Origin of the sequence: Burkholderia sp. 567, from assembly GCF_040545115.1 — a bacterium.
GTDB classification, from domain to species: Bacteria; Pseudomonadota; Gammaproteobacteria; order Burkholderiales; family Burkholderiaceae; genus Burkholderia; species Burkholderia ambifaria.
Window position 1 is genome coordinate 146,502 of record NZ_JBEPLG010000002.1, and the last position, 13,653, is coordinate 160,154.

A 13,653-nucleotide genomic window follows, 5' to 3' on the forward strand; every position below is an offset into this window, starting at 1 on the left:
AATATGCCGCGGCCGATCGAAGATCAACGCGGCCAATTGTCGCCCGGCGCCGCTTTTTCGGGCCTGATGCATATCAACCCGGCGACGCGCGCGCCGCGTCAGCGGCCCTCTGGGCGCGGCCCGCGGGCCCTTGACAGTCGCGCCATGCGAACCACACTGGATTACATATGGCCCGGGTGTGCGAACGCCGTTTCGCGCATCGGGCGCGTAACCGGCCGATGCGCGGAATGGCGTTAACACTCCCGCATGTCAGGACATTGATCGAAGAAAAAGCAACAAGTTACGATTCCGTATATATTTCGCCGATGGACCAAAGAAAAACCGCCAAACACCCGGAACCGCCGCTGCCACGCACTTGGGATGCGCGGCTCGCGCGCGCGCTCGTCCGGCCGCTGATCGACACGCCGGTCACCCCGAATCACCTCACTACCCTTCGTCTGCTGATCGGCCTCGCCGGCGCCTGGTGCCTGGCGCAAGGCGGCTTCGGCTGGAGCAACGCAGGCGCATTCCTGATCGTGCTGTCGAACTTCGTCGACCACACCGACGGCGAACTCGCGCGCATCAGCGGCAAGTCCAGCAAGATCGGTCACTTTTACGACCTCGCGGCCGACGCGCTCGTGACGGTCGCGCTGTTCGTCAGCATGGGCGTCGGCATCGTCGCCCAGGGCGGCCAGATGGCCGCGTCGCCGGTGCTGCTCGGTGCGCTGGCCGGCGGTGCCGTCGCGCTGATCTTCTTCCTGCGCATGCGAATCGAATCGGTCGCCGGCAAGGCCGGCACCAAGCAGGCGTTCGCCGGCGGCTTCGAGACGGAAGACGTGCTCTACCTGCTGCCGCTCGTGACGCTCACCGACAGCGTCCAGCCGTTCCTGCTCGCGGCGTCGATCGGCGCCCCGCTGTTCGCCGCGTGGGTCGTGATCGACTGGTGGCGCATCGTGCGCCGCGGCAACACCCCGCAGAATTCAACCGAAATCCAGGCTTCCAAATGACTTCTAGCACGCGCGACGACTCCGTGCTGAGCCCGGCACGCCCCGCGCCTGCGCGCGCGGCGGCGGCCGATCCCGATCGCACCGTGGCCGGCTGTGTCGGCCAACTCGACCTCGACCGCCTGCGCAGCGACTACACGCGCCAAGGGTCGTTCCTGTATCTGGACGCCTTCCTACCGCCCGACGCGCACGCGAAACTCGCGGCCGCCGCCCGCGCGCTGCAGCCCGGCCTGAACCGCAATTACCTGCCCGGCCACAAACAGGGCGGCAGCGTGAGCCGGCACACGATCGACGAAAAGGCTCCGTACATCGCGGAGCTGTACCGCTCGAAGGCGCTGATCGGCTTCCTCGAAAAGATCACGGGCGACAAGCTGATGGTGTCGCCGGAGAACGATCCGCACGCGTACGCGCTGTACTACTACACGAAGCCCGGCGACCACATCGGCTGGCACTACGACACGTCGTACTACGACGGCCGCCGCTATACGCTGCTGATCGGCGTGATCGACGAATCGTCGTGCCGGCTCGACTACGAGCTGCATACGCGCAATCCGGACGTGCCCGACGAACCGGGCTCCGTGCAGATCGCCGACGGCGGCATCGTGCTGTTCGACGGCGACAAGCTGCGCCACCGGATCACGCCGCTCGGCCAGAACGAGACGCGCGTGTCGCTGACTTTCGAATACGTGACCAACCCCGGCATGCGGCCGTGGAAGCGCTTCATCTCGAACATGAAGGATGCGATCGCGTATTTCGGTTTCCGCCAGGTGTTCAAGCAACTGGCCACGCGACGGTCGAGCGGGTCATGACACGCGCCGGCCTGATCCTGCTGTCCCTCGGAACGGCACTCTTCATCGCCCTGCTCGCATGGCAGGGCGTCGGCGCGGTCGCGTCGACGCTCCTCGCGGCCGGCTGGGGCCTCGCGCTCGTCGCGGCGTTCCACGTCGTGCCGCTCGTGATCGACGCGTTCGCGGTGTCCGTGATGTTCCGCCGCGGTCAACCGGCCGCCGAGCTCGGCAACGCGCTGCGCGCGCGCTGGGTCGGCGAATCGGTGAACAGCCTGCTGCCCGCCGGGCAGATCGGCGGCCCGGTGCTGATGGTGCGCTACCTCGCGCAGCGCGGCACGCGGATGGCCGATGCGGCCGCCGCGATGACCGTCGGCACGACGATGCAAGCGCTCGCGCAGATGGCGTTCGCGCTGATCGGCATCGCCGCGTTCAGCCTGTATGCGACGCACGATTCGGTCGCGCACCTGCGCACGCCCGCGCTGATCGCCACCGGCGTGCTCGGCGCCCTCGCCGTCGCGTTCTACGCGGCTCAGCGGCGCGGGCTGTTCGGCCGCGGGATGCGTCTCGCGTCGAAGCTGCTCGGCCCGCGCGACTGGTCGTCGCTGGCGACCCGCGCGGATGCGATCGACAACGCGGTCGCCGCGCTGTACCGCGATCGTGCGAAGGTCGCGAAAACCTTCGCGTTGAGCCTCGCCGGCTGGATCGCCGGCACCGCGGAAGTGTGGCTCGCGCTGCACTTCCTCGGGCACCCGGTCAGCTGGCTCGACGCGCTGCTGCTCGAGAGCGTCGGCCAGGCGATTCGCGGTGCGGCGTTCGCGATCCCCGGCTCGCTCGGCGCACAGGAAGGCGGTTACCTGCTGCTCGCCCCGCTGGTCGGCCTGCCGCCCGACGCGGCGCTCGCGCTGTCGCTCGCGAAGCGCGCGCGCGAACTCGCGCTCGGCCTGCCCGGCCTGCTCTATCTGCATTTCAGTGAAAGAAACTGGCAGCGGCGCCATGCGCCGCAGCCTCTCGCCGACTGATCGTTCAGATCCGCCGGCTTTTTGGTTGGAGAACCCATGCGAGCCATCATTCTTGCGGCAGGCCTCGGCTTGCGCCTGCAACAACCACCCGAGGCGCAATACCCGAAGTGCCTGCTGCGCTTCGACGACGTGTCGCTGCTCGAGCGCCATCTGCGCGTACTCGACGCCGCCGGCGTCGATGAAATCGTGCTCGGGCTCGGCTTCCAGTCCGAGAAGGTCGAGCAGGAATTGAAGCGCCTCGGCCGCACCGCCGAGATCGTGATCAACGAGCGCTACGACCTCGGCAGCGTGCTGACCGTGCACACCGTCGCCGATGCGATGACGCGCGGCGGCGACGTGCTGCTGATGGACGCCGACGTGCTCTACGACGAGAACATCCTGCACGCGCTGGTGGCCGATTCGGACAAGGCGGTCGACCGCCTGCTGATCGATCGCGACTTCGAAGCCGGCGACGAGCCCGTCAAGCTGTGCCTGAAGAACGGCGTGCCGGTCGAGTTGCGCAAGCAGCTCGCCGTCGACCTCGACTACGACACGATCGGCGAATCGGTCGGCTTCTTCCGCTTCACCGAAGGCACCGCGCGCCGCCTCGCGAAAATCGTCGCCGGCTACGTCGACAGCGGCCGCGCGAACATGCCGCACGAGGAAGCCGTGCGTGACCTGTTGCTCGAAGGCGGCCATTCGTTCGACGTCGCCGACGTCACGGGTTCGCCGTGGATCGAGATCGACTTCCCGAACGACGTCGCACGCGCGACACAAGACATTCTTCCCCTGATTCAACGCACCACGGCAGGAGCCGCACGATGAACGCTCGCGAACCCAACTTCTCCGAATCGCGCAGCGCACGCCTGCGCCGCATGCTTGTCAGCAACGAACTCGAATTCCTGATGGAAGCGCACAACGGCCTGTCCGCACGGATCGTCCGCGAAGCCGGCTTCAAGGGGATCTGGGCATCGGGCCTCGCGATCTCCGCGCAGTTCGGCGTGCGCGACAACAACGAAGCAAGCTGGACGCAGGTCGTCGACGTGCTCGAGTTCATGGCCGACGCGAGCGACCTGCCGATCCTGCTCGACGGCGACACCGGCTACGGCAACTTCAACAACGTGCGCCGCCTCGTGAAGAAGCTCGAGCAGCGCGGCATCGCCGGCGTGTGCATCGAGGATAAACAATTCCCGAAGACGAACAGCTTCATCGGCGGCGAGCGCCAGCCGCTCGCGGAAATCGACGAGTTCTGCGGCAAGATCAAGGCCGGCAAGGATTCGCAGAGCGACGCCGACTTCTCGATCGTCGCGCGCGTCGAGGCACTGATCGCGGGCTGGGGGATGGACGAGGCGCTGCGCCGCGCGAACGCGTACGCGGAAGCCGGTGCCGACGCGATCCTGATCCACAGCAAGCTGTCGCGCCCGGACGAAATTCTCCAGTTCGCACGCGAATGGAGCGGCAAGGCGCCGCTCGTGATCGTGCCGACCAAGTACTACAGCACGCCGACCGACGTGTTCCGCCAGGCCGGCATCAGCACCGTGATCTGGGCGAACCACCTGATCCGCGCATCGGCATCGGCGATGCAGGCCGTCGCACGCGAGATCCATGAAAACGAGACGCTGATCAACGTCGAGGACCGCGTCGCGTCGGTCAACGAGATCTTCCGCCTGCAGGACGCCGACGAATACTCGGCAGCGGAGCGCATCTACCTGTCGTCGTCGCGCGCGTCGAACGCCGCGATCGTGCTCGCCGCGAGCCGCGGCAAGGGGCTCGAGGCCGTCACCGAGGATAAGCCCAAGGTCATGCTGCCGGTCGCCGGCAAGCCGCTGCTGCGCTGGCTCGTCGACGGCTTCAAGACGCACGGCGTGAACGACATCACCGTGGTCGGCGGCTATCGCGCCGACGCGATCGACACGTCGGGCATCAAGCTCGTCGTCAACGAGCGTCACGCGCAGACGGGCGAGCTCGCATCGCTCGCGTGCGCGGCCGAACGCCTGACCGGCGACACCGTGATCTCGTACGGCGACCTGCTGTTCCGCAGCTACATCGTGCGCGACCTCGCGGAGAGCGAGGCCGAGTTCAGCGTCGTCGTCGATTCGTCGCTCACGGAGACCAACCAGAGCGTGCGCGATTTCGCGCTCTGCTCGGCCGCCGACGACCGCGGCCTGTTCGGTCAGAAAACCTACCTGCAACGCGTATCGAGCGACGTCGCCGCAGGCACGCCGCATGGCCGCTGGATCGGTCTGCTGAACGTGCGCGGCGCAGGCGTCGATCGCCTGAAGGCGATGCTCGCGACGCTGCAGGCACGTCCTGATTTCGACACGCTCGATATCCCGTCGCTGCTCAACGAACTGATCGCCGCCGGCGAGAAGATCGAGGTGCAGTACGTGCACGGCCACTGGCGCGGCGTCAACGATCTCGAAGACTTCCGCCGCGCGGGCGACTTCGCGCACGGCCAGACGCCGCTGTCCGAGCCGGGCGCCGGCAACGGGGGCGCGCAATGATCGAAGCGGCCCAGTTCGTCGAGGCCGCGCGCGAGCGCGGTTTCGACTGGTACGCGGGCGTGCCCTGCTCGTACCTGACGCCGTTCATCAATTACGTGCTGCAGGACCCGACGCTGCACTACCTGTCGGCCGCGAACGAAGGCGACGCGGTCGCGCTGATCGCCGGCGCCACGCTCGGCGGCAAGCGCGGGATCGCGATGATGCAGAACTCCGGGCTCGGCAATGCGGTGAGCCCGCTCACGTCGCTGACCTGGACGTTCCGGCTGCCGCAGCTGCTGATCGTCACGTGGCGCGGCCAGCCGGGCGTGTCCGACGAGCCGCAGCACGCGCTGATGGGGCCGATCACGCCGGCCATGCTCGACACCATGGAGATCCCGTGGGAGACGTTCCCGACCGACCCCGAACACGTCGGCCCGGCGCTCGACCGCGCGATCGCGCACATGGACGCAACCGGCCGCCCGTACGCGCTCGTGATGCAGAAAGGCAGCGTCGCGCCGTATGAACTGAAGGCGAACCCGGCGGCGACGCCGCGCGCGCATGTTGCCGCACAGTCGGCGGCACGTGCTGAATCGCCCGCATCGTGGCCGACCCGCCACGACGCGCTGCAACGTGTGATCGCGCACACGCCGGTCGACTCGACCGTCGTGCTCGCGTCGACCGGCTTCTGCGGCCGCGAACTCTATGCGATCGACGACCGTCCGAACCAGCTGTACATGGTCGGCTCGATGGGTTGCGTGACGCCGCTCGCGCTGGGTCTCGCGCTCGCGCGCCCCGACCTGCGCGTGGTGGCCGTCGACGGCGACGGCGCCGCGCTGATGCGCATGGGCGTGTTCGCGACGCTCGGCACCTACGGTCCGTCCAACCTTACGCACGTGCTGCTCGACAACGGCGCGCACGAATCGACCGGCGGCCAGGCGACCGTGTCGCGGCATGTGTCGTTCGCGGGTGTCGCGGCCGCGTGCGGCTATGCGTCCGCCGTCGAAGGCGACACGCTCGACGTGCTCGATGCGACGCTCGCTGCGGAGGCCGACGGTACGCAGTTCGTGCGCGTTGCGATTCGCACGGGCGTGCCCGACGGCCTGCCCCGCCCGACCGTCACGCCGGTCGAGGTCAAGACCCGCCTGATGCGGCATATCGGCGCCGCACAGGCCGAAGCCCACGCCGAAGGAGCTCATTGATGCTGCTGCTGAACCCCGGCCCGGTCACGCTCACCGAACGCGTGCGCCGCAGCCTGCTGCAACCCGACCTGTGCCATCGCGAAAGCGAGTTTTTCGATCTGCAGGATGAAGCGCGTGCGCGCCTCGTCGCCGCGTACGAGCTCGATCCGGCCGAATGGGCCGCCGTGCTGATGACGGGCTCGGGCACCGCCGCCGTCGAAAGCATGATCGCGGCGCTCGTGCCGCAGGACGGCAAGCTGCTCGTGATCGAAAACGGCGTGTACGGCGAGCGCATCACGCAGATCGCGACGCAGTACGGGATCGCGCATGATGTGCTGAAGCATGAGTGGATGCAGGCGCCTGATCCCGCGCAGATTGGTGCGAAGCTCGATGCGGGTGCGTACTCGCACGTCGCGGTGATTCATCACGAAACGACGACCGGCCGGTTGAATGACCTCGGTAAGATCGCCGACGTATGCCGTGCGCGTGGTGTGAAGATGCTCGTCGACGGTGTGAGCAGCTTTGGGGCTGAGGCGATCGACTTTGCCGGCGGTGTGATCGATGCTGTTGCCGCTACTGCGAACAAGTGTCTGCACGGTGTGCCGGGGGCCGCGTTCGTGATCGTGCGCCGTAGCGCGCTGGCGAAGGCCGCGAGCCGTACTTATTACCTCGATCTCGGTCGGCTTGCGAAGCTGCAGGATCAGCGGAATACGCCGTTTACGCCTTCCGTGCATGCTTACTATGCGCTCGTAGAGGCACTGCGCGAGTTCGACGAAGCCGGTGGCTGGCGTGCGCGGCATGCTCACTACAAGGCGCTTGCTGATCAGGCGCAGGCTGGGCTGGCGGCGCGTGGGATGTCGCTCGTGTTGCCGGAAGGCGCTTCGTCAGTCGTGCTGCGTGCGTATCGGCTGCCGCAAGGCGTTACGTATGAGACGCTGCATGACGGGCTGAAGGCGCGTGGCTTCGTGATTTATGCGGGGCAAGGCGGGTTGTCGAAGGAATTGTTCCGGATTTCGACGATGGGGGCGATTCAGGCGGCTGACGTCGATCGGTTGCTGGATGGGTTTACGGAGTTGACGCGGTAAGCGTTGCCCTGCTCGTTCGTTCGTCCATGAAAAGGCCCGCAAGGGCCTTTTTTGTTGTTCATCGTGGATCAAAGGGAAATGCGGGGAAGAGTGCCGGCATTCGGCTGCGGTCAGTCGACGTAGTCACCCGAATCGTTGACAATGAAGTCTGCTTCGATCTATGCGACGTTTCTTATTGACCACGTCAATGCTACTTTCAAACGATTCCATCAACAGGTTACGTAATCTGGGGCTGCAATTGCCCAGCGAACCGTTCTTCTCGCCGGATCACCGTGCGTATCCTTCGGGTTATCTGATTATGAAACCCATTAGTGTCCAGGGGAACTCGCTTGCCAGTCTTAGTAAGGCTTATAGAGATGGACATACGCGCGATGATACCGACGCTCCGGTGCCAACGGTCTGGCATGCATCTGATCGCTGGAACGTGTCCGTTTGGGACTGGACGCCTGGCCCAGGACCAGGCGACTTCGTGAAGGAGTTCGCGGACGAAGATGCCGCAATTGACTTCGTCGTGCAATATTTCTTTGGCAAGACGCCAGAATTCTCCGCGCGACTCGCTCACGACAATCAGCGAACAGCGATATAGAGCCGAATTCAACGTGCGCTTTGCCCGACAGCTGTGTTCTCGATGACGATGCACTGGACGGCATCGAATCGCTGTTCGGCCAACTGCAGACGTTTGACAGCGCCGCCAGGCGAAAGGCGGCCGAAACTGGTGCTGTGTATTATTTAGACGCGGCTTTAGGCGTGAAGGGGAATAAGAGGTGGGCTCATGGGTCCGATGCAAGTGCGATCAACTCGTTCATAAAAACCTGTTTTGCGGAACAGGTATATCTCTGCTCGCGACGGAAGAGTTCCTCGATGAGGATCATGTCGCAAAAAGCGCAGGTGACCTGATCTCCGATCTTATCCGGCGGTCGGAACTTCTACTTACATGCTGGAACTGTGGACGAAAAATCTTGGTGAGGGAGACTAAAGACGTGTTCGAGGTCCGGTTCTTCAAGCCGGAACAAGACGGGTAAATGTAAATCTGCAGTGGACTCGCACGGGACATCGAACGGCCGCTTCGAGCCTCATTGAAGGGCCGCAATAGGTGTCGGCTACAGCCGAGAGCATCGGGCGGCTTCCGGCCAGCACCTGCCATCCGACGGCCCAGCCTCAAAGGAGACCTTCATAATTCCGATATGCCCGAAGTTGGCATCCTGTTTGCAACAGTATGAGGTGTAGAACGATATGGTTGAAGGCTGGCACGGAGAGGATTACATCATCTTATTTGCAGACGAAGAGGCATCGGCCACGGCGAGCGCCTGCGGATTCAACACGGCACTTCCCGGCTTCTCAGTCTTGGGGCTCCGAGGTTGGCTAGATTTCATCATCCAAGATGAGGCCGGGGCGACTTTCACGATCCCCAGTGTTCCGCTGGATACGCGTTATCTTGCATCTTTCAATCTTCCGGTTCCGTACGAACTGAAGCCTGATCCGCGACTCACTGGAAAGGTCAAATGGCTAGTAAAGCCACTAATTTTCGGTGGAAGCGCGGACGCCGAGGAGAACGTGTCATGGGTCACGCATCAGCAACACGGGGAACTCGTGCGATGGTGGAACGAGCAGTACAGGTTCGCCAAGGCCGGGGAGGCTTGACGACGCCGTCGCCTCGAGTCGGCTGCCATGAGCAGACACTTAGACGCCGATGTACTCCAAGTGAATGAGTGGATATGGTCTTCCCTGTCCATCCAGTGGAGCACGGCCCGTCCGTTTGAAACCCATTTTTTCGTAAAAACCAACGGCTTGACCGTTCTGCTCATTGACATCGGTTGTCATTTTGGGGTGAAGCTTCAGGCCATGACGGACTAGGGCTGCACCAATGCCAGTCCCTCTGCAGGCTGGATCAACGAACAGTGCCTCCATGTGGCCGTTGTCGATGAGCATGAATGCCTGGGCGTAATCATTGGCATCCACTGCCAACCAGAGCGGAGCTTTCGGGAGGAAGTCACAGACCAAATCATCAATAGCTTTGCGGTCCTCGAGGGACAGGAAATCATGTGTAGCGTCAACTGCACGGCGCCAAATTTCAATGGCACGAGCGCCTTCCTCGGGACGGGAATTTCGAATAGTAACCATTGTTTGATTATAAGCACTGCGAGGCTTGGAGGCTGAATCTGGTTCAGAGAGGCCCACCTAGGAAAAACCTCGACCTGTCGTCAGAATGACCGCAACGGCTTGCGATGCTACGCTCGACATTTGTTCTGCGATCTGCCACGCCCGGTTGTTTTCATCGTAATCGCTAAAATGAGTACCCCGCTGCCGCTGCGACCCAATGAGTAGCGCACTCAAAGGCATGAACCTCCCTATCACGGTGCCTTTGCTCCGGCCAAACACCAGTGCAAAACGGCGTATTATGCCGTCCGGATCCGCAACACCAAGCCGGGCCTAGCCCGTGCGATGTTGTGCCCTGACAGACAAGAGAAATGGAATGACGACTACCTTCGACGAGGCGACAACGGCGGCGATCGCCGCGTTTGCCCAATTGGATTTCTACACGGCTGTGCAAGCGATGCGCGCCGAGGCGGATTACGACCACGAACGAGACCAGTGGATCTCGCGCTATATCGACGAGCACGGCGGCGACGCGGACGATGCAGCATACGACGCGTTGCACGCTGAGGCCCAGACAACCCCGGAATACGCGCAGTTCGTCGATTCGGTTCGCCAGGAAATCCTGGACTACTTCGGCGTGACGGACGATCAACTGGACTGCATGATCGTGCTGCGCAATGACGACAGCGATGAGCTTTGGGCGGAAGTCAATCGGCAGCGGACCGCGCTGGGAACCGGTGAAGTGCGCGGAGATCTCTGATCGAAAGATGCGAAATATCTTTCCCATCGTCGCCATGAGACTCCCCGGCTTCATCCCGCTGTTGGCACTCGTCCTCGCTCCCGCTGCTCACGCCATCGACAACCAGCCCTGCGACGACGCAGCCATCACGGCCGTCGCCCGCTGGGCCGGCATCGCGAGTGCACGCATCGCCACGCGCGACGCGGACCGGCTCGCCATCGCATCGGCGTGCAAGGCGATGCCAAACGCGCCGCAGACAACGATCGCAGCCGTCGCGTTCGATTCGTTGCCGAAGAGCGAGAACCCGGGCGGCAACAACAAGCTGCAGGTCGTCGCGCTCGTCGAGGGCGGCAAGATCGTCGCGGCCGCGCGCTCGATCGTCGAGGAAGATGCCACGACGGAAGTCGGCCCGGACAGCTATCGCATCGACACCGCGCCGTATCGGCTGTCGCCCGACGTACGCGCATTCGGTGTCGTGTTCCTGAGCAGCGCGCGCGGGCCGAGCTGTCCCGATGCGAATGCGAGCGAAGAACTGACGCTGTGGGTTCGAGAAGGCAATCGCATTCGTCCCGTGTTCGGCACCAATCTGTACGGCTGGGTCAGTGTCGAACGCGACGCCTGCGGTCCAGGCACCGGCGACGCCCGCAGCGAAGATGCGAACATGACGATCGCCGTCGAGAAAACATCGAGCCACGGCTTTGCCGACCTATCGATCACGGCACACGTCACGAAGACGCAACGCAAGGACGGCAACTATTCAGAGACGGGCAAGCGAACCGCGCGCACGGTCGTCAAATACGACGGCCAATCGTACGGTATCGATATGTTCCGCGACTTCTGGTATTCGCCCGCCGCGCGGAAGCGCTTCAAGTAAGACGGCGGCAGACCGCCGCCTTGCCCGCCTACTCCACCACCTTCGGCCCGATCGCATCGGTCGGCGCCGGCATCCGCAGCGCGTCGTCGCGCACGCGTCGCGCCTCGCGCGCGGTGTAGCGATCCTTCAGCCGCAGGAACGGTTTTTCAACGAGGAAGTAGCTTGCCGTCGCCGCGAGCAACGCCCACACGATACCGAGCGGGAACGCATGCGCGACCGGCAGACCCGGGTTCGCGAACGGTTGCTGCCACAGATACAGGCTGAACGAAATCGTACCGACGAACACGACCGGCGCAGCCCGCAGCCACCGCGCGCACCAGAACTCGCTGCGGAAATTCAGCACGACGATCACGATCGCGATCAGCGCGGCCTCGATCGTCACGCCGTAGGTTGCATTCCAGAAGCCGCCGAGCCGACGTTCGGCAAGCGGCATCCCGAACAGCACGATCAAGACGATCACCGTCACGATGCGCGTCTCGCCGCGCCACGAGCTAATCCACGCTTCGAGCCGTTCGCGGTTGAGCGCCGCATAGCAGCCGATCAGGATCGGATCGACGCCCGTATGCAGCATCATCGCGAGCTGCCCGCGCAGCGCCGGCGCGATGAAATACGTGAGCGCGCGCACCAGCGGCACGGCCAGGATCAGCGCGGCCAGCCAGCGCGTCCCGCGGTGGCGGGTGCCATACACGAACAGCAGCGGCCAGAACCAGTAGAACTGTTCCTCGAGCGCGAGCGACCAGAAGTGACCGAGATACCACGCGCCGTCCGGATGCAGCGCGTTGTCGCCGGCCAGGCCGAACCACGCCGAGTAGTTCCACAGATGCAACGCCGCATACAGCCACTGGCGGCGATCGACGTCGAGCCAGCCGGCCACGGCGAGGATGCCGACGACCGTGAGATACACATAGCAGGCCGGCCAGATCCGCAGCGCGCGGCGCACGTAGAACGACGTCAGCGCAATTCCGCCGGTGCGCGCGAACTCCGCGCGCAGCACGTTGGTGATCAGGAACCCGCTCAGGACGAAGAAGATCAGCACGCCAAGCCGGCCGTCGGCGATCAGCCGAAGCGGCGCGAGCCAGCCGGTGTAGCCGCCCGGCAGCACGTGCTCCGCGTGGCCGACGACGACCATCGTGACCGCGACGGCGCGCAACCCTGTCAGCTGCTTGACGCGATGGTTCATCGGATGGCTTCCGTTGGCACGGTGGAGGGATGGCAGGCCGGCGCGCAATTCCCGATTCCGAGCCAGCGCCGACATGCCGCCGCGATTTTGTCTGAAAAATATCGGAATGAAATTATTTCAAAAATTCAGGGGCGCATGCCGCCGCGCAGCGGCCGGAATGAATGGGCATAATGACCGGCATTGTCCGGCGGCAGCGGCGGCCAGATGCAGACGCAACGAATCTTGCGGCGCCGCAATCTCCGCGATACCGGCGCTCCCGCATCCCGGCCCGCGCCTCGTCCGCCGTCCTGTCGACCCTCACCCGGAGCCTGCCTGTGTACCCACCGATCGAACCCTACGCCCACGGCCACCTCGACACCGGCGACGGCCACCACATCTACTGGGAGCGCTGCGGCAACCCGTCCGGCAAGCCGGCGGTGTTCCTGCACGGCGGCCCGGGCGCAGGCTGCAGCCCCGACCATCGTCGCCTGTTCGATCCCGAGCGTTACGACATCCTGCTGTTCGACCAGCGCGGCTGCGGGCGCTCGACGCCCCATGCCAGCCTCGACAACAACACGACCTGGGACCTGGTGGCCGACATCGAGCGGCTGCGCGAGATGACGGGCGCGGAACAATGGCTCGTGTTCGGCGGTTCGTGGGGCAGCGCGCTCGCCCTCGCCTATGCGCAGACGCACCCGCAACGCGTAAGCGCGCTCGTCGTGCGCGGCATCTTCACGATGCGTCGCGCGGAGTTGCTGTGGTACTACCAGGAAGGCGCGTCGTGGCTGTTCCCGGACCTGTGGGAAGAATTCCTCGCGCCGATTCCGGAAGCGGAGCGCGGTGACCTGATGGCCGCGTACCATCGCCGGCTGACGGGCGACGACGAAGCCGCGAAGCTCGAAGCCGCGCGTGCGTGGAGCCTCTGGGAAGGCCGCACGATCACGCTGCTGCCCGATCCGGCGCTGGCCGAGCACTTCGCGGACGGCCGCTACGCGCTCGCGTTCGCGCGGATCGAAAACCACTACTTCGTGAATCGCGGGTTCGTCGACGAAGGCCAGTTGCTGCGCGACGCGCATCGCCTCGCCGGTATTCCGGGCGTGATCGTCCAGGGCCGCTACGACATCGCGACACCCGCACGCACCGCGTGGGATCTCGCGAAAGCGTGGCCGGACGCGACGTTCGAAATCGTGCCGGACGCCGGGCACGCGTACAACGAACCGGGCATCCTGAAGGCGCTGCTCGCCGCAACGGACCGGTTCGCCGCGTAAG

Annotated in this window: 14 protein-coding genes; 12 read left to right on the top strand and 2 right to left on the bottom strand. The window is 64.7% G+C overall.

Annotation, left to right across the window (positions count from 1 at the left end):
• Positions 1–305 precede the first annotated feature (305 nt).
• The 8 genes from ABIC50_RS06115 to ABIC50_RS06150 all read left to right on the top strand — a co-directional run bounded on the left by ABIC50_RS06115 (position 306) and on the right by ABIC50_RS06150 (position 9,156).
• The gene (locus ABIC50_RS06115; protein WP_011658562.1) at positions 306–986 is read left to right on the top strand and encodes a CDP-alcohol phosphatidyltransferase family protein; all 681 of its coding nucleotides are present in this window, start codon (positions 306–308) and stop codon (positions 984–986) included.
• Entirely contained in the window at positions 983–1,792 is an 810-nt protein-coding gene (locus ABIC50_RS06120) for a HalD/BesD family halogenase (protein ID WP_011658561.1), read from the top strand. Before ABIC50_RS06115 ends, ABIC50_RS06120 begins: the two co-directional genes overlap by 4 nt.
• Positions 1,789–2,790: an HpnL family protein gene (locus ABIC50_RS06125; RefSeq protein ID WP_105830122.1), complete on the top strand. Its 1,002-nt coding sequence runs from the start codon at positions 1,789–1,791 to the stop codon at positions 2,788–2,790. Before ABIC50_RS06120 ends, ABIC50_RS06125 begins: the two co-directional genes overlap by 4 nt.
• 36 nt (positions 2,791–2,826) lie before the next feature.
• A complete protein-coding gene (locus tag ABIC50_RS06130; RefSeq protein ID WP_011658559.1) occupies positions 2,827–3,594 on the top strand; it encodes a phosphocholine cytidylyltransferase family protein in 768 nt (255 codons plus the stop codon).
• Entirely contained in the window at positions 3,591–5,273 is a 1,683-nt protein-coding gene (aepX, locus tag ABIC50_RS06135; RefSeq protein WP_354162337.1) for a phosphoenolpyruvate mutase, read from the top strand. The genes ABIC50_RS06130 and aepX overlap by 4 nt, the downstream gene beginning before the upstream one ends.
• Positions 5,270–6,451, top strand: a complete 1,182-nt coding sequence (gene aepY / locus ABIC50_RS06140; RefSeq protein WP_354162340.1) for a phosphonopyruvate decarboxylase — start codon at positions 5,270–5,272, stop codon at positions 6,449–6,451. Before aepX ends, aepY begins: the two co-directional genes overlap by 4 nt.
• A complete protein-coding gene (locus tag ABIC50_RS06145; protein WP_354162343.1) occupies positions 6,451–7,515 on the top strand; it encodes a 2-aminoethylphosphonate aminotransferase in 1,065 nt (354 codons plus the stop codon). Before aepY ends, ABIC50_RS06145 begins: the two co-directional genes overlap by 1 nt.
• A gap of 1,233 nt (positions 7,516–8,748) precedes the next feature.
• Entirely contained in the window at positions 8,749–9,156 is a 408-nt protein-coding gene (locus ABIC50_RS06150; protein WP_354162346.1) for a hypothetical protein, read from the top strand.
• A gap of 39 nt (positions 9,157–9,195) precedes the next feature.
• Here ABIC50_RS06150 and ABIC50_RS06155 read toward each other — a convergent pair whose 3' ends face one another.
• The gene (locus ABIC50_RS06155; protein WP_354163639.1) at positions 9,196–9,636 is read right to left on the bottom strand and encodes an acetyltransferase; all 441 of its coding nucleotides are present in this window, start codon (positions 9,634–9,636) and stop codon (positions 9,196–9,198) included.
• A 352-nt stretch (positions 9,637–9,988) separates the two neighbouring features.
• On the opposite strand from ABIC50_RS06155, the gene ABIC50_RS06160 reads away from it, so the two are divergent.
• Complete coding sequence (locus ABIC50_RS06160) at positions 9,989–10,372, top strand: ATP-dependent protease (RefSeq protein WP_175702295.1); 384 nt, start codon at positions 9,989–9,991, stop codon at positions 10,370–10,372.
• Between the two features lie 34 nt (positions 10,373–10,406).
• Positions 10,407–11,225 carry a PA3715 family protein gene (locus ABIC50_RS06165; RefSeq protein WP_354162349.1) on the top strand — a complete coding sequence of 273 codons (819 nt, stop codon included), beginning with the start codon at positions 10,407–10,409 and terminating at the stop codon, positions 11,223–11,225.
• Between the two features lie 28 nt (positions 11,226–11,253).
• Here ABIC50_RS06165 and ABIC50_RS06170 read toward each other — a convergent pair whose 3' ends face one another.
• Positions 11,254–12,405, bottom strand: a complete 1,152-nt coding sequence (locus ABIC50_RS06170; protein ID WP_354162352.1) for an acyltransferase family protein — start codon at positions 12,403–12,405, stop codon at positions 11,254–11,256.
• Positions 12,406–12,408: 3 nt separating this feature from the next.
• Between ABIC50_RS06170 and ABIC50_RS06175 the strand changes: the two genes are divergently transcribed.
• Together ABIC50_RS06175 and pip are read left to right on the top strand one after the other, a co-directional pair.
• Positions 12,409–12,576, top strand: coding sequence for a hypothetical protein (locus tag ABIC50_RS06175; RefSeq protein ID WP_354162355.1), 168 nt, complete (start codon positions 12,409–12,411; stop codon positions 12,574–12,576).
• A gap of 143 nt (positions 12,577–12,719) precedes the next feature.
• A complete protein-coding gene (pip, locus tag ABIC50_RS06180; RefSeq protein WP_006760245.1) occupies positions 12,720–13,652 on the top strand; it encodes a prolyl aminopeptidase in 933 nt (310 codons plus the stop codon).
• Position 13,653 lies beyond the last annotated feature (1 nt).